General features: G+C 63.7%; 16 protein-coding genes and 1 pseudogene. 7 read left to right on the top strand and 10 right to left on the bottom strand.

All coding sequences use genetic code 11. From position 1 onward, the window contains the following. Positions 1–52: 52 nt before the first annotated feature. The 3 genes from AT700_RS20595 to purM are packed head-to-tail and all read right to left on the bottom strand — an operon-like array spanning position 53 to position 2,491. Positions 53–769 carry a DUF3108 domain-containing protein gene (locus AT700_RS20595; RefSeq protein ID WP_003086061.1) on the bottom strand — a complete coding sequence of 239 codons (717 nt, stop codon included), beginning with the start codon at positions 767–769 and terminating at the stop codon, positions 53–55. Continuing rightward, a complete protein-coding gene (purN, locus tag AT700_RS20590) occupies positions 762–1,430 on the bottom strand; it encodes a phosphoribosylglycinamide formyltransferase (protein ID WP_003112584.1) in 669 nt (222 codons plus the stop codon). The genes AT700_RS20595 and purN overlap by 8 nt, the downstream gene beginning before the upstream one ends. Next, the gene (gene purM / locus AT700_RS20585) at positions 1,430–2,491 is read right to left on the bottom strand and encodes a phosphoribosylformylglycinamidine cyclo-ligase (protein ID WP_003109942.1); all 1,062 of its coding nucleotides are present in this window, start codon (positions 2,489–2,491) and stop codon (positions 1,430–1,432) included. Before purM ends, purN begins: the two co-directional genes overlap by 1 nt. 213 nt (positions 2,492–2,704) lie before the next feature. Between purM and AT700_RS20580 the strand changes: the two genes are divergently transcribed. After that, positions 2,705–3,742 carry a DUF2066 domain-containing protein gene (locus AT700_RS20580; RefSeq protein WP_003102400.1) on the top strand — a complete coding sequence of 346 codons (1,038 nt, stop codon included), beginning with the start codon at positions 2,705–2,707 and terminating at the stop codon, positions 3,740–3,742. A gap of 201 nt (positions 3,743–3,943) precedes the next feature. Next, a complete protein-coding gene (hda, locus tag AT700_RS20575; RefSeq protein WP_003102398.1) occupies positions 3,944–4,648 on the top strand; it encodes a DnaA regulatory inactivator Hda in 705 nt (234 codons plus the stop codon). Positions 4,649–4,824: 176 nt separating this feature from the next. On the opposite strand, the gene AT700_RS20570 is transcribed toward hda, so the two are convergent. The 3 genes and pseudogenes from AT700_RS20570 to arsC form a co-directional block, all read right to left on the bottom strand. Next, on the bottom strand, positions 4,825–5,244 hold the full coding sequence (locus AT700_RS20570; protein ID WP_003086072.1) for a DUF2069 domain-containing protein: 420 nt from the start codon (positions 5,242–5,244) through the stop codon (positions 4,825–4,827). Between the two features lies 1 nt (position 5,245). Continuing rightward, positions 5,246–5,841, bottom strand: a pseudogene (gene wrbA, locus AT700_RS20565) (NAD(P)H:quinone oxidoreductase). Continuing rightward, on the bottom strand, positions 5,838–6,191 hold the full coding sequence (gene arsC, locus AT700_RS20560) for an arsenate reductase (glutaredoxin) (protein WP_003112580.1): 354 nt from the start codon (positions 6,189–6,191) through the stop codon (positions 5,838–5,840). The pseudogene wrbA and the gene arsC overlap by 4 nt, the downstream one beginning before the upstream one ends. A 124-nt stretch (positions 6,192–6,315) precedes the next feature. Between arsC and AT700_RS20555 the strand changes: the two genes are divergently transcribed. Together AT700_RS20555 and AT700_RS20550 are read left to right on the top strand one after the other, a co-directional pair. Beyond that, entirely contained in the window at positions 6,316–7,551 is a 1,236-nt protein-coding gene (locus AT700_RS20555) for a YihY family inner membrane protein (RefSeq protein ID WP_003117099.1), read from the top strand. A 158-nt stretch (positions 7,552–7,709) separates the two neighbouring features. Continuing rightward, the gene (locus tag AT700_RS20550; RefSeq protein ID WP_003112577.1) at positions 7,710–7,895 is read left to right on the top strand and encodes a hypothetical protein; all 186 of its coding nucleotides are present in this window, start codon (positions 7,710–7,712) and stop codon (positions 7,893–7,895) included. Positions 7,896–7,905: 10 nt separating this feature from the next. Here the strand turns inward: AT700_RS20550 and AT700_RS20545 are convergent, their stop codons facing one another. After that, positions 7,906–8,289, bottom strand: a complete 384-nt coding sequence (locus AT700_RS20545; protein ID WP_048521359.1) for a hypothetical protein — start codon at positions 8,287–8,289, stop codon at positions 7,906–7,908. 344 nt (positions 8,290–8,633) lie between these two features. Between AT700_RS20545 and AT700_RS20540 the strand changes: the two genes are divergently transcribed. Both AT700_RS20540 and AT700_RS20535 read left to right on the top strand, forming a co-directional pair. After that, positions 8,634–9,098 (top strand): TlpA disulfide reductase family protein, encoded by a 465-nt coding sequence (locus AT700_RS20540; RefSeq protein ID WP_003102387.1) that lies wholly within the window; start codon positions 8,634–8,636, stop codon positions 9,096–9,098. Beyond that, the gene (locus AT700_RS20535) at positions 9,098–9,373 is read left to right on the top strand and encodes an acylphosphatase (protein ID WP_003102385.1); all 276 of its coding nucleotides are present in this window, start codon (positions 9,098–9,100) and stop codon (positions 9,371–9,373) included. Before AT700_RS20540 ends, AT700_RS20535 begins: the two co-directional genes overlap by 1 nt. Before the next feature lie 16 nt (positions 9,374–9,389). On the opposite strand, the gene AT700_RS20530 is transcribed toward AT700_RS20535, so the two are convergent. Beyond that, a complete protein-coding gene (locus tag AT700_RS20530) occupies positions 9,390–10,346 on the bottom strand; it encodes a hypothetical protein (protein ID WP_003102379.1) in 957 nt (318 codons plus the stop codon). A gap of 8 nt (positions 10,347–10,354) precedes the next feature. Next, complete coding sequence (locus AT700_RS20525; protein WP_003102377.1) at positions 10,355–12,070, bottom strand: proline--tRNA ligase; 1,716 nt, start codon at positions 12,068–12,070, stop codon at positions 10,355–10,357. Between the two features lie 107 nt (positions 12,071–12,177). Here AT700_RS20525 and AT700_RS20520 point away from each other — a divergent pair, with 107 nt between their 5' ends. Then, entirely contained in the window at positions 12,178–12,585 is a 408-nt protein-coding gene (locus AT700_RS20520) for a PaaI family thioesterase (protein ID WP_048521356.1), read from the top strand. A gap of 63 nt (positions 12,586–12,648) precedes the next feature. Here the strand turns inward: AT700_RS20520 and AT700_RS20515 are convergent, their stop codons facing one another. Further along, positions 12,649–13,974: an OprD family porin gene (locus AT700_RS20515; RefSeq protein WP_003107743.1), complete on the bottom strand. Its 1,326-nt coding sequence runs from the start codon at positions 13,972–13,974 to the stop codon at positions 12,649–12,651. Between the last annotated feature and the right edge of the window lie 314 nt (positions 13,975–14,288).

The raw sequence follows: 14,288 nt of genomic DNA, 5'->3' as shown, positions 1-14,288 counted from the left end.
CCGCGGGCAATAAAAAACCGGGCAATGGCCCGGCTTTTCGTGGGAGGGGGGATCAGCTCTTTTCGCCAGTGACGGTCTTGCCGTCGATGGTGCCTTCCTTGAGCATGATCTGGTATTCCTTGCCGTCGGTTTCCATCTGGTACAGGCGGACCAGCAGGTAGTCCCAGTCCTTGGCGAACCAGAGGATGGTCTTGCGGTTGCTCTTGCCCGGATCACGCACGCGCTCGACCTTGATCGCGTTGATCAGGCCGGCCTGGGTGCGTACCTTTTCCTCGCCGAGAACCCGGAAGTCGTAGGTATCGACATCCTCGCCCTCGATGATCTGGTAGCTCATGCTCTTCTTGCCGTCGGCAACGTCATGCTGCAGGACCAGTTGATAGGTGGACTTGTCCAGTTGACCGCGATTCAGGGGTTGCCGCACCGCATCGCCGCGGTCGCTGCCGAGCACCTGCTTCTGCGACCAGTCGAAGTCCAGCTCGATCTGCTTACCTTTGCCCAGACCCTGGCGGGCGAAGCGGTAGGTCTGCGGCAGGAAGGTGTCGTTCTCGACCTTGAAGGTGCTGACTTCGTTGAGACTGGCCAGCAGCATGGAGGCCTCGAAGTCCAGTTGCCAGCGGCCGTCGCCGAGAGCCTTCAGGCTGCGGGAGGCATTGCCGCTGATGGGCATCTGTTTCCAGTCGGCGGTATAGCTGGCGGTGAACGGCTTCAGCTCGAAGGCATAGGCCGGCAGGGTCAGCAGCGTCAGCAGGAACAGCATGGCTTTACGCATTGCGAATCTCCTTGGTGCGAATCTGATGGCCGGTGGCAGGCAGGGCCTGGCCATCCAGCAGGGCGCCCTGTTCGCCCAGGCGCAAGCGGCCCTCGGCGAACCAGCGCATGGCCAGCGGGTAGATCCGGTGTTCTTCCTCGTGAACCCGTCTGGCCAGGCGTTCCGGCGTATCTTGCGACTCTACCGGGATTACTGCCTGTACGACCAGTGGCCCCCCATCGAGTTCCTCCGTCACGAAGTGCACGCTGCAACCGTGCTCGCGGTCGCCGGCTTCGAGGGCGCGTTGATGGGTATGCAGCCCTTTGTGGCGCGGCAGCAACGAGGGATGGATATTCAGCAGACGCCCCTGGTAATGGCGAACGAAATCGGCGCTGAGGATGCGCATGAACCCGGCAAGGATCACCAGGTGCGGTTCATGGGCATCGATCCGTTGTGCCAGGGCCTCGTCGAAGCTTTCGCGATCGGCATAGGCCTTGTGATCGAGCACCTCGGTCTGGATGCCGGCCTGGCGTGCGCGTTCCAGGCCATAGGCGTCCGCGCGGTTGGAGATCACCGCGCGGATCCGGGCCGGCGTGGCGCCGTCCCGGAGGCTGTCGATCAGCGCCTGCAGGTTGCTGCCGGAGCCGGAAATCAGCACCACGACATTGCAGAGTTTCGGCATCAGTGGTTTTTCAGATTGTTCAGGACCACGCGCTCGGCGTCCGCGCCGCAGGTTTCGATGCGACCGATCTGCCAGGGTTGCTCGCCGGCGGCACGCAGGACTTCCAGGGCTTTCTCGGCGTCGCTCTGGGCCACGCAGATGACCATGCCGACGCCGCAGTTGAGTACGCGATGCATCTCGGTCTCGTCGACGTTGCCCTGTTCCTGCAGCCAGTCGAATACCGCCGGACGGTTCCAGCTGGCGACATCGATCACGGCCTGGGCGTTGTCCGGCAGGACGCGCGGGATGTTGTCCAGCAGGCCGCCGCCGGTAATGTGAGCCATGGCCTTGACCGCGCCGGTCTGCTTGATCAGTTGCAGCAGCGGCTTGACGTAGATGCGGGTCGGCGCCATCAGCAGGTCGGCCAGCGGCTTGCCGTCGAGTTGGACCTGCTCGATGTCGGCGCCGGAAACCTCGATGATCTTGCGGATCAGGGAGTAGCCGTTGGAGTGCGGGCCGGAGGAGGGCAGGGCGATAAGCGCGTCGCCGGCCTGGACCCTGGAGCCGTCGATGATCTCGGCCTTTTCCACGACGCCGACGCAGAAGCCGGCCAGGTCATAGTCTTCGCCTTCGTACATGCCGGGCATTTCGGCGGTCTCGCCGCCGACCAGGGAACAGCCCGCCAGTTCGCAACCGGCACCGATGCCGGTGACTACGGTGGCGGCGACGTCGACGTTGAGCTTGCCGGTGGCGTAGTAGTCGAGAAAGAACAGCGGCTCGGCGCCGCAGACCACCAGGTCGTTGACGCACATCGCCACCAGGTCCTGGCCGATGCTGTCGTGCTTGTTCAGGTTGAGCGCCAAGCGCAGCTTGGTGCCCACCCCGTCGGTGCCGGATACCAGCACCGGCTGCTTGTAGCCGGCCGGGATTTCGCAGAGGGCGCCGAAGCCGCCGAGGCCGCCCATCACTTCCGGGCGTGCGGTGCGCTTGGCCACGCCTTTGATGCGTTCCACCAGGGCTTCGCCGGCGTCGATGTCCACACCAGCGTCCTTGTAGCTCAACGAGGGTTGCTTGCTGCTCATAAATCCAGGCCTATAGGGGTAATTCGGAGATCGGCCGGCCGCCCAGGCGTGCAACGCTGTTTGCCGGTTTTGAAGGCGCGCGATTTTATCAGGCTTGCCACGCAGCGGCCATCTCGGTTGCCGCTGGACGGACTGCTGTTTAAGGTATAGGTCCACTTGCGCGGCCTTCACAGCTCGTCGCCGCCGTTCCCATCCGTTCGTCGAGAGCCCTCCATGCGCATAGCCCGACTCTTCGTTCTCTGTTTTTCCCTGCTAGGCTTGCCCGTCTTCGCGGCAACGGTCCCCAATCTCTACCAGGTCCACGAGCCGGTTTCGTCGCAGCAGCCCGGGGAGCGCGATGCCGGACTGGTGCGAGCCCTGCAGACCCTGCTGGTGCGCCTGACTGGCAATCCGCAGGCGCCGCAGAACCCGGCATTGGCGGGGTACCTGAAGGATCCGCAGCAACTGATCAGCCAGTACGCCTTCGAAAATGGTCCGCCGCTGGCGCTGGTGGTCGATTTCGATCCGACCGCCACCGGTAATGCGCTGCGGGCCGCCGGCCTGCCGAGCTGGGGCGCCAACCGGCCGGCGGTGCTGGCCTGGTGGCTGAACGAAAGCGCCGATGGCAGCTCCCTGGTCGGTGACAACCAGGCCTCGGCCGAACCGCTCAAGCGTGCGGCGCAGAACCGCGGCTTGCCGTTGCGCCTGCCTCTGGCGGATCTCGACGAACAGATCGTCGGTACCCCGGAAAACCTCACCGCCGCCCAACCCGATGCCCTGCGCGCAGCCTCCGAGCGTTATGCCGCCGATGCCTTGCTGGCAGTGGACGCCAAGGAGGCGGACGGCAAATGGCAGGCGCAATGGCGGCTGTGGATGGGCGATTCGCGAGAGCAAGGCCAGGCTGAAGGCGCTACGCCCGACGCGTTGGCAGACAGCGTGATGCTGGCCGTCGGCAACCGCCTGTCCACTCGTTTCGTTGCCACTCCGGGAGCGGCGACCGGCCTGACCCTCCAGGTCCAGGGCGCGACACTGGCACGCTATGCCGAGTTGCAACGCCTGCTCGATCCGTTCGGCGCGCGTCTGGTAGGCGTGCGGGGCGATCGCCTCGACTATTCCGTGAAGGCCAGTCCCGAGCAATTGCGTGCCCAGCTGGGCCTGGCGCAGTTGCAGGAAATCCCGGCCGACAGCGTACCGCTGGATGCCTCCGGCCAGCCCGCAGCGCCCAGCGCGGCGGTGCCGTCGTCGACCCAACTGAATTTCCGCTGGCAGTGAGTCGGCGCGCCGATCCGCTTCTATGCAACGGAGCGGGCCGGCGTGCGACCGGCCGATGCTCTGGGCAAGGAGCCTCGGCTATCGGCAAACCTTTGATTTTGCTTGCCTAGTTGCTCATTGTGCGGCCTTGCCGAGGCGTATAAACTTTGCAGCCTTTACGGTGACTCCTGCGGCGTTTTCGGATTGTCCGCCCAGCCTGGCATGAAACCTATTCAGCTTCCCCTCAGTGTGCGTCTGCGCGACGACGCCACCTTCGCCAACTACTATCCCGGTGCCAATGCCGCGGCACTGGGATATGTCGAGCGTTTGTGCGAAGCCGAGGCTGGCTGGGCGGAAAGCCTCATCTACCTCTGGGGACACGACGGCGTCGGCCGCAGCCACCTGTTGCAGGCGGCCTGCTTGCGTTTCGAGCAGTTCGAAGAGCGAACCATCTACCTGCCGATGGCCGATCTGGTGCAGTACGGCCCGGAAATCTTCGACGATCTCGAGCAGTGCGAGCTGGTCTGCATCGACGACCTGGATGTGCTGGTTGGCAAGCGAGAGTGGGAAGAGGGGCTGTTCCACCTGTTCAATCGACTGCGCGATACCGGTCGGCGCCTGCTGCTGGCGGCATCGAAGTCGCCCCGGGAGCTGCAGGTCAAGCTGCCGGACCTGAAGTCCCGCCTCACCATGGCGCTGATCTTCCAGTTGCACGGTCTTTCCGACGAGGACAAGCTTCGTGCCCTGCAACTGCGGGCATCCCGTCGTGGCCTGCATCTGACCGATGAAGTCGGTCGTTTCATCCTCAACCGCGGTTCGCGCAGCATGAACTCTCTGTTCGATCTGCTGGAGCAACTGGATCGCGCTTCGCTCCAGGCTCAGCGCAAGCTGACCATTCCTTTCCTCAAGGAAACCCTCGGCTGGTAAGCGTCGACAGTCCGTCGGCGAACTCCCGCATGGCCGTGCCGCAGTCCTTGGGTTTCGCTTGCGGCAGGAAGTGACCGCCTTCTATCCGTCTCTCCATCCATGCGCCGGCAATACTGGAGCGCTGTCCGCAGGCTTCCCGGCGGTCGGCAGGGCAGGAGGGGGCTCCTGCCTTACCATCAGCGTTCCCCGGCGACCCGTCGGTCGTACTGGAATCGCCAGCGCGTATAGAGCAGCGCGGCGCAGAACAAGGTCACGCTGAGTAGCACTTCGGCCCAGCCGAACAGGCGCTGCGTGGGATCGAAGGCGGCGAGTACGCCGAGGATGAAATACAGGTTGACCACGTAGCAGGCCCAGGCATGCCCGCGCGCGCTGCCCATGAGCAGTCCGGGGGCCACCACCAGCAGCGGCAGCAGCTTGAAGGCGAGGACCAGCCAGGGCACCCAGCTCGCCGCACCATGGGCGTCCGCGTAGATCAGGTCGCGAATGAGGATGAGCAGGACCAGGCCGACGAAGCTTCCCAGGCTGATGGCGCGGCTGAGCGCCAGGCGCGGCTGCAGCCACGCTACTTCGGGCAGCGGTTTGTTCTTGCGGGCCATTTCAACTCCCCAGCTTGCCGGCGGTTTCCGCCAGGCGTTTGCCCAGCGCGCGACACAGGGTCAGTTCGTGCTCATCGAGGCTGCGCTTGCCATCGGCGCCGGCGAAGTGGCTGGCGCCGTAAGGCGTGCCGCCGCCGCGGGTTTCCAGCAGGGCGGGTTCGCTGTAGGGAATGCCCAGGACCAGCATGCCGTGGTGCAGCAACGGCAACAGCATCGATAACTGAGTGGTCTCCTGGCCGCCGTGCAGGCTGGCGGTGGAGGTGAAGACCGCTGCCGGCTTGCCGACCAGACCGCCGGTCAGCCATAGGCTACTGGTACCGTCGAGGAAGTATTTCAGCGGGGAAGCCATGTTGCCGAAGCGGGTCGGGCTGCCGAGGGCCAGGCCCGCGCAGTTCTTCAGGTCCTCCAGGGTTGCGTACAGCGCCCCCTCCGCGGGGATGTCCGGGCGACCGCTTCGCATTCGGTGGATACCGCGGGAACCGTGCGTACGCGCGCCTCGAAGCCGCCCTGTTCGACGCCACGGGCGATCTGCCGGGCCATTTCCGCGGTAGCGCCATGGCGACTGTAGTACAGCACCAGGATGTAGGGACTGCTCAAGCGAGGATCTCCAGGACTCTTTCCGGAGGCCGGCCAACCACCGCCTTGTCACCCGCGACCAGCACCGGGCGCTCGATCAGCTTCGGATGCCTGGCCATTGCCTCGATGATGGCCTCTTCGCCAAGACTGGGCTCATCCAGGCCGAGGGCCTTGTATTCGTCCTCCCCGGTCCGCAGCAACTGGCGGGCGGGAATGCCGAGCTTGGCCAGGATCGCTTTCAGCTCGGCGGCGCTCGGCGGGGTTTCCAGATAGCGCACCACCTGCGGTTGCAGGCCGCGGGCTTCGAGCAGTTCGAGCGCTGCGCGGGATTTCGAGCAGCGCGGATTGTGCAACAGGATCAGTTCGCTCATGTCAGGGGTCGCATGGCCGGTGAAGTGACGGCTATTCTAACCGCCTCGTCGACCAGGACTGAACCCGTCGGCGCGAAGTACCGCCCCGAGAGGCGAAGAACCGGCGCGACTTCAAGGAGAGGGCATGCGCGAACATTTCAACGATGGGGTCGAGTTCGCTCGCTTCCTCGCTCATCGCTTCGTCACCGACAAGGCTCCCAACAGCGCGGCGGCGCTGACCTACACCACGTTGTTCGCGGTAGTGCCGATGATGACGGTGATGTTTTCCATGCTTTCGCTGATTCCGGCATTCCATGGCATGGGCGAGTCGATCCAGACTTTCATCTTTCGCAATTTCGTGCCTTCCGCTGGAGAAGCGGTGGAAACCTACCTGAAGAGTTTCACCACCCAGGCCCGGCACCTGACCTGGGTCGGGGTGGTCTTTCTGGCAGTCACCGCCTTCACCATGCTGGTGACCATCGAGAAAGCCTTCAACGAGATCTGGCGGGTTCGCCAGCCACGCCGCGGTGTCGGGCGGTTCCTCCTCTACTGGGCGATCCTCAGCCTGGGCCCATTGTTGCTGGGGGCCGGCTTCGCCGTGACCACCTACATCACTTCGCTGTCGCTGCTCCATGGCCCGGACGCGTTGCCGGGCGCAGAGACGCTGCTGGGGCTGATGCCGCTGGCGTTCAGCGTGGCGGCCTTCACCCTGCTCTATTCGGCGGTCCCGAACGCCCGGGTCCCGGTGCGCCATGCCCTGATGGGCGGCGTGTTCACCGCGGTACTGTTCGAAGCCGCGAAAACCCTGTTCGGGCTGTACGTAAGCCTGTTTCCCGGCTACCAGTTGATCTACGGTGCCTTCGCCACCGTGCCTATCTTCCTGCTGTGGATCTATCTTTCCTGGATGATCGTTCTGTTCGGCGCGGTGCTGGTCTGCAATCTCTCTTCTTCCCGTCTCTGGCGGCGGCGCTCGCTGCCCAAGCTGATCGTCCTGCTCGGCGTGCTGAGGGTGTTCCACCAGCGCCAGCAGCTTGGACAGTCGCTGCGCCTGACCCACTTGCATCGTGCGGGTTGGCTGTTGCCCGAGGATGAGTGGGAGGAACTGCTGGACTTTCTCGAGAAGGAGCAGTTCGTCTGCCGCGCCGGCGGAGGCGAGTGGGTGCTGTGCCGGGATCTTGGCGCCTACAGTCTGCATCGCTTGCTGAATCGCTGCCCCTGGCCCATGCCTAGCCGAGAGCGCATGCCTGCGAATCTGGACGAGGCGTGGTATCCGCCGTTCCAGCAGGCCATGGAGCGCTTGCAGGTGGAGCAGGAGGCGCTGTTCGGAGAAAGCCTGGCCCACTGGCTGGCGGACGGAACCTCGGGAGCGAAGGTGACGTAAAGTGTCAGTTTGCGGCGAACGATGTGCATGAGGCGCTGCATGCTGCCGGAGGAACCCCAGCAAGCGCAGGGAAAGCGCTGTTGGCACGCTTCTGGCAAACCCTCGTGTGACAGTCGTTTCACTCCGTAGTTCCGCCGAGGTTCCCGTTCATGCTCCCAATGTCGAACAAGGTCGTCCATTTGCATCACAAGGATGAGCAGGCAGCGCTTGAGCGTTTGAACCGGATTACCGGGCTGCAGTTCAGCAGTTGGCCGGAGTCGCTGGTGCCGGCGCGCAGCGTCAGCGAACCGTCGCCTGAGAAAGCGCGGGACGAACCCCTGCTCGATCAGGTGCGCCAGGGCTGAGCGATCCGGCTCAAGCTTCGGACACCTGCTGGGACCTGTTTTCCTGCTCCACCGCTTGTACGAAGAACTCCTCCACGACCAGTCGGGAAAAGGCCGTCGCCGACTTCAGGCGTACCTGCATGTTCTCCACTTTCTGCCGTACGGGCAGGCGGGCAATGCCGGAAAGCAGGATGCGTTGCTGGCGGTCGATTCGTCCGTGATCCACCGCCACTTCGCGCTGGCGCCCGCCATCCAGATAGCTGACCACCAGTGACACCAGCAGGTCGCAGGCATCCGGAAGATGTAGCCAGGCGGCAAAGTTGTAGTCCGCGACCAGGCCCTCGTGGGCTGTCAGGGTCGGGCGTGCGGCATCCACCAGGTGTGCGGGGACGCTTCCGATCAGATGGTCTTTCATAAGCAGCAGTGTGTCCGTTTAAAAGGGCTTCGGACTCGTCGCTCTCGACTTCTCCCCAAGTCGATCCTGCCGATGCCTGGGCATACGGCCGGTTGAGTCGTCGTGTCGTGTGTGGCACGCGGATTATAGGGGTGGTCCTTTGCGTCAAACTGTGCGGTTCGACGGCGATCGTCGTGACTCTTCTCGCACTTTGTGCCTTGTAGGAAGTATCGGGGCTTCTTCTTCCCATATTCGTCTCCACTCGGTTTTGCAGAGGTGGATGGCTTCCAGTAAGGTCTCGCCATAGTGCCGCGCCGGGTTGCCCTGGTCCGGCCGAAGTTTTCCTGACTCGAGAGGTTCCTGACATGGGGAGTTGGCTACGCCCGCTGGGCGCTGCTGCGGTGTTGTTTCTCGCGGGCTGTTCGGCGGATTACGGAGTCGACCAGGACGGGCGTCCTGTCGCTGCGGAGCAGTTGGACGGGCATTGGCTGGTGGTCAATTACTGGGCTGACTGGTGCGCGCCCTGCCGGACCGAGATTCCGGAGATGAATCGCCTTGCGCAGGTGCTGGAAGGGCAGGGCGGGCGCGTCATTGGCGTGAATTTCGATGGCCTGCGCGATGCCGAGTTGAAGAAGTCGGCCGATGGCATGGGGATTCGCTTCACCGTGCTGGCCGATGATCCGGCGCCTCGCTTCAAGCTCCCTCGCAGCGAAGCGTTGCCCGTCACCTATATCGTCGATGCTCGGGGGGAAATGCGTCAGCGTCTGCTGGGCGAGCAGACGGCCGATGGCATATTGAAACAGCTCGAGGCTTTGCGGGAGGGACGCTGATGGCGAGGATCTGCTTGCATGCCTATGTCGGCGGCCGGGTACAGGGCGTCGGTTTCCGTCAGGCGACCCGGGAAGAGGCTGATCGCCTCGAACTCGACGGTTGGGTGCGAAACCTGGATGACGGGCGTGTCGAAGTCGTCTGGGAGGGCGAGGAGGACCGGGCGAAAGCCCTGGAGCGATGGCTGGGGCGGGGCCCGCGGCACGCGGAGGTCTCTGCGGTCGAGGTCGAGCAAATGCCGCTGCAGGGGATCGCTGGCTTCGTCGTCCGTCGCTGACGAGGCGAGTTCGCCGTCAGGGCGTCTCGCCAGGGTCCGCGGCCAGGCGACCGGCATCCCGGAGCAGGGCATGCATAAACTGCTGCTGCAGTTCGGGGTCGTTGCGCGTGAGCTCGATCAGGCTCTGTTCCAGTTCGCTGGCTTCTTCTTCCAGGCCCAGCTCCGCGAGGCGTTTCACCCGATGGACCCAGTGGTGGACGTCATCGCCTTCCAGGTCGTCATAGATCAGGGCGTGAGCTTCCAGGAGCTTGCCGCGCAGGCTGCGGCTGACGCGGAGGCTGGCATCGGCGCGGGTACCATCCTGTGGGTCGCTCACCGAAAGGTGTATCTGCGAGATGCGGCTGATGTCCTGTTCGGCGAAGGGGCTGTCGAGCAGGTTGAGGCGCAGCACGCCATGACGGTCGGTAAGCAGTTCGTTGAGTTCCTTGCCGGAACTGACCAGGACCGGACGCTCCGCCCAGGGCAGGCTGGAGTATTCCAGGCGCTTGTCGCGCTGTTTCTCGTCGATGCTCGCGAGATTCTGTTCGGCGCGACCGTTGGATTCCACGTTCATGAACGGATTCACCCCGGCCAGTCCGTAGTTGATCCAGCCGTGGGTGATGTTGTCCGGTACGCTGCCGAAGGTCACCACGTTGACGATGTTCGCTCCGACGCCGGCCACCAGCGCCACCGCGCCCAACGGGATCTCGTAGATCTCCCGCCAGGCCTGGTACGGCGTATAGCGGTCGTAACGGCGCGTCACCTCGAACTCGGTGACCTCGAAGGACTTCTGGTCGTTGATCCGGACCCGGCGCTGCGGCAGTTCGAGCACATCGGGCTGGCCGACATCGACTTGCAGGGTGTGTTCGAGCAGCTTCCGCTCGACGCGCTCCTCATGCTCGCTACGCTGCGGCAACTGGTTGGCGCAGCCGCTCAGCAGAAGGCCGCCGCACAGGGCGGCGGCGAATAGGCGCAGGGGTCTTCCGGTGGGCATCGTTACGCTCAGCGGCTGAGTTTTTCGGTGATGAACGACATCAGTTCGCCGATCGGCAGGTTCTGCGACTCGCTGTCGCGGCGGCCCTTGTATTCCAGGACGCCTTCGCTGAGGCCGCGGTCGCTGATCACGATGCGGTGGGGAATGCCGATCAGCTCCATGTCGGCGAACTTCACCCCGGGGCTGGTCTTCTTGTCGCGATCGTCCAGCAGCACTTCGAAACCGGCTGCGGTCAGCTCGGCATAGAGCTTGTCGGTCGCCTGCTTGACGCTCTCGGTTTCGTACTTCAGCGGTACCAGGGCGATCTGGAACGGCGCCAGTGCGCTTGGCCAGAGAATGCCGCGCTCGTCATGGTTCTGCTCGATGGCGGCGGCGACCACGCGGGATACGCCGATGCCGTAGCAGCCCATGATCAGGTTGACCGGCTTGCCCTGTTCGCTCAGGACGCTCAGCTTCATCGCTTCGCTGTACTTGGTGCCAAGCTGGAAGATATGACCGACCTCGATGCCGCGCTTGATCACCAGGGTGCCCTTGCCGTCCGGGCTGGGGTCGCCTTCGACGACATTGCGCAGGTCGGCGACCTCGGGCAGCGGCAGGTCGCGCTCCCAGTTCACGCCGAAGTAGTGCTTGTCCTCGATGTTGGCGCCAGCGGCGAAATCGCTCATCAGGGCGACGGAGCGGTCGACGATGCAGGCGATCGGCAGGTTGACCGGGCCCAGCGAGCCGGGGCCGGCGCCGATGGCGGCACGGATCTCGGCCTCCGAAGCGAATACCAGCGGGCTGGCGACCAGCGGCTGGTTGGCGGCCTTGATTTCGTTGAGCTCGTGATCACCGCGGACGATCAGGGCGACCAGGGTGCCTTCTTCGGCGCCATGCACCACCAGGGTCTTGATGGTTTTCTCGATCGGTAGCTGGAAGCCGTCCACCAGGGCCGCGATGGTCTTGGTGTTGGGCGTGTCGACCAGGCGCATGTCCTCGGTGGCGCTGCCGCGGGCGCTCTCGCGCGGCACGGCTTCGGCCTTCTCGATGTTCGCGGCGTAGTCGGAGCTGTCGCTGAAGACGATATCGTCCTCGCCGGAGTTGGCCAGCACGTGGAACTCATGGGAGCCGCTGCCGCCGATGGAGCCGTTGTCGGCTTGCACGGGACGGAAATCCAGGCCGAGGCGGGAGAAGATCTTGCTGTACGCCTGGTACATCCCGTCGTAGGTCTGCTGCAGCGAGTCCTGGCTCAGGTGGAAGGAATAGGCGTCCTTCATGATGAATTCGCGTCCGCGCATCAGGCCGAAGCGCGGGCGGATCTCATCGCGGAACTTGGTCTGGATCTGATAGAAGTTGATCGGCAGTTGCTTGTAGCTGTTCAGCTCGTTGCGCGCGAGGTCGGTGATCACTTCTTCGTGGGTTGGGCCTACGCAGAATTCGCGCTCGTGGCGGTCCTTCAGGCGCAGCAGCTCAGGGCCGTATTGCTCCCAGCGCCCCGACTCCTGCCACAGCTCGGCCGGCTGCACCGCCGGCATCAGCACTTCCAGGGCGCCGGCAGCGTTCATTTCCTCGCGGACGATGGTCTCGACCTTGCGCAGTACCCGCAGGCCCATTGGCAGCCAGGTGTAGAGACCCGAGGCCAGGCGACGGATCATGCCGGCGCGAAGCAGCAGTTGATGGCTGATTACCACCGCGTCGGCGGGGGTTTCTTTGAGCGTGGAAAGCAGATACTGACTGGTACGCATCTTTGGCCGTTATGTCGGTTGTATCGGGAGGAATGGCTGGGCATTGTACGGTGCCGGTCTGGCTGCGTACAGGGCGCCGGCCATCGATGATGAGGAGTCAGCAGGCAATGAACGCGACGCAGGTACAGGCGTTGATCCGCATGGGGCTGCCCATGGCCGAGGACATCGATTTTCGTGTCGAGCGTCTCGACGAACGACATGCGCTGGCGCGCATACCTTTTCACGGCAAGCTGGTGCGTCCCGGTGGAACGCTGTCCGGCCCGACCATCATGGCGCTGGCCGACGCGGCGATGTACGCGGTCATTCTCGGGCGTCTCGGGGCGGTCGAGATGGCCGTGACCTCGAACCTGAACATCAACTTCCTCAGCAAGCCCAGGCCCGAGGACCTGTTGGCCGAGGCGAGCATCCTCAAGCTGGGGCGGCGCCAGGTCGTCTGCGAGGTCGGGGTGTTTTCGCAGAGTAATGAGGAAGACCTGGTGGCCCATGTCACCGGTACCTACGCCCTTCCTTTATAGGCGCGTTGCCGCCAAGAAGAAAAAACCCGGCGATGCCGGGTTTTTTCGTTGCCTGTCGGTCGATTACAGGATCGACAGCGGATAGTCGACGATCAGGCGGAACTCGTTCTGGTCGCCTTCGCCCTGGTCGGCGTTGGCACGGTGCCAGGCCTGGCGGATGCGGAACGACAGGTCCTTGGCCGGACCGGACTGGACCACGTACTTGGCTTCGAGGTTGGTTTCGTGGTGCTTGCCATCCTCGCCGTACAGGCCTGCATAGGAGGAGCTGGAATCGACCTTGGTACCGTCGATGTCCTTACCATTGATGTAACGCAGCATGAAGGTCAGGCCAGGAACGCCGTAGGAGGCCAGGTTCAGGTCGTAGCGGGCCTGCCAGGATTTCTCGCCAGGACCGTTGAAGTCGGAGTACTGGACGGAGTTGGCGAGGAAGATCGAGTCGCCGCCGGCGCCGGAACCGTTGCCGCCGAAGCCGATGTAGTCGAACGGCTCGTCGCCATGCACCTGCTGGTAGGCCAGGGTGAAGGTGTGGGCGTCCAGGGTATACGCGCCCGCCAGGGACCAGGTGGTGTTGCTGATGTCGCCAGCCTTGGACTTGCCTTCGTCGGTGGTGCGGTAGATGTTGAAGTCGAAGCCCAGCGATTGATCGGAGGCCAGCGGGATGGTGTAGTTGGTGTTCAGGTAGTACTGGCGATAGATGTCTTTCAGCTCTGCGCCATAGAGGGAGGCGCTGAGGTTGTCGGTGATCGCGTAGCGGCCGCCAGCGAAGTCGGCGCTCTTGGCTGTCTGGCCGGCGTAGGTGGCGTAGAGCTCACCGCGCGATTTGACGGTGGTCGGCTCCTTGCCCTCGGTGAAGTGGCCTGCCTCGAGGTCGAGCCCTTCGAATTCGCTGCTCTGCAGCTGGAAGCCGGTCGCGGTCTGCGGGAACAGGCGGCTGCCGCCAGCGGCGAAGACCGGGGCGGTCGGTTGCATCTCGCCCCACTTCAGCATGGTCTTGGAGATGCGCACCTTCACGGCGCCGCCGGCGCGGCTGTAGTCATCGCGCGGCTTGCCGTCGTTCATCACCGGCAGGTTGCCGGTGCCGGTCTTGTCGGAGGTGCCGTCGAGCTTCAGGCCCAGGTAGCCGAAGGCATCGACGCCGAAGCCCACGGTGCCTTGAGTGAAGCCGGATTCGTAGGTGGTGAGGAAGCCCTGGGTCCAATCGACGCGATCACCCCGACCTTCCTTGCCGTCACGGTTGAAATAGTAGTTGCGGAGCAGCAGGTTCAGGCTGCTGTCTTCGATGAACCCCTTCGCTTCGGCCTGATCGCTGACGAATGCGTCGGCCACGGCGAACTGAGTGCTACCTGCGGAAACCGCCAGTGCAATGGCGCTCCACTTCATCACTTTCATTGTGATTGCTCCTTTGGTTTTGAAATTATCTCTGCCATCACAGTGCCGCAGTGACGGCTAGTTCTTCTTGTCGGCGCTAACTTATAGCACGCAGTGTTTCTTGGCGATAGTTGAGGTTCCGAAGCGACGGATTCTTTACCGTGCTGTCGCAAAATTGCATGACGCATGTCGCATCTGCGTAGGTGCGCAGTTGAAAAAATGACGTATGTCGCGGGGTTGGTCACTCTTGTTGAGGTCGCTTCTCAAGTCGCTTTTTCCGATTGGCGGGGCCTTGTAATAAAAATGTCATGTTCCGTACGGCCCCTCTTACTGTG

This window comes from Pseudomonas aeruginosa, from assembly GCF_001457615.1.
In the GTDB taxonomy this organism is placed as follows: domain Bacteria; phylum Pseudomonadota; class Gammaproteobacteria; order Pseudomonadales; family Pseudomonadaceae; genus Pseudomonas; species Pseudomonas aeruginosa.
The sequence above is the reverse complement of the archived record's forward strand: the minus strand, read 5'-3'. Positions and strand labels throughout refer to the sequence as shown.

Bases quoted from the DNA above. Each gene is read 5' to 3' on its own strand.
- AT700_RS20595 (WP_003086061.1), bottom strand. From the start codon at position 769: ATGCGTAAAGCCATGCTGTTCCTGCTGACGCTGCTGACCCTGCCGGCC.
- purN (WP_003112584.1), bottom strand. From the start codon at position 1,430: ATGCCGAAACTCTGCAATGTCGTGGTGCTGATTTCCGGCTCCGGCAGC.
- purM (WP_003109942.1), bottom strand. From the start codon at position 2,491: ATGAGCAGCAAGCAACCCTCGTTGAGCTACAAGGACGCTGGTGTGGAC.
- AT700_RS20580 (WP_003102400.1), top strand. From the start codon at position 2,705: ATGCGCATAGCCCGACTCTTCGTTCTCTGTTTTTCCCTGCTAGGCTTG.
- hda (WP_003102398.1), top strand. From the start codon at position 3,944: ATGAAACCTATTCAGCTTCCCCTCAGTGTGCGTCTGCGCGACGACGCC.
- AT700_RS20570 (WP_003086072.1), bottom strand. From the start codon at position 5,244: ATGGCCCGCAAGAACAAACCGCTGCCCGAAGTAGCGTGGCTGCAGCCG.
- arsC (WP_003112580.1), bottom strand. From the start codon at position 6,191: ATGAGCGAACTGATCCTGTTGCACAATCCGCGCTGCTCGAAATCCCGC.
- AT700_RS20555 (WP_003117099.1), top strand. From the start codon at position 6,316: ATGCGCGAACATTTCAACGATGGGGTCGAGTTCGCTCGCTTCCTCGCT.
- AT700_RS20550 (WP_003112577.1), top strand. From the start codon at position 7,710: ATGTCGAACAAGGTCGTCCATTTGCATCACAAGGATGAGCAGGCAGCG.
- AT700_RS20545 (WP_048521359.1), bottom strand. From the start codon at position 8,289: ATGAAAGACCATCTGATCGGAAGCGTCCCCGCACACCTGGTGGATGCC.
- AT700_RS20540 (WP_003102387.1), top strand. From the start codon at position 8,634: ATGGGGAGTTGGCTACGCCCGCTGGGCGCTGCTGCGGTGTTGTTTCTC.
- AT700_RS20535 (WP_003102385.1), top strand. From the start codon at position 9,098: ATGGCGAGGATCTGCTTGCATGCCTATGTCGGCGGCCGGGTACAGGGC.
- AT700_RS20530 (WP_003102379.1), bottom strand. From the start codon at position 10,346: ATGCCCACCGGAAGACCCCTGCGCCTATTCGCCGCCGCCCTGTGCGGC.
- AT700_RS20525 (WP_003102377.1), bottom strand. From the start codon at position 12,070: ATGCGTACCAGTCAGTATCTGCTTTCCACGCTCAAAGAAACCCCCGCC.
- AT700_RS20520 (WP_048521356.1), top strand. From the start codon at position 12,178: ATGAACGCGACGCAGGTACAGGCGTTGATCCGCATGGGGCTGCCCATG.
- AT700_RS20515 (WP_003107743.1), bottom strand. From the start codon at position 13,974: ATGAAAGTGATGAAGTGGAGCGCCATTGCACTGGCGGTTTCCGCAGGT.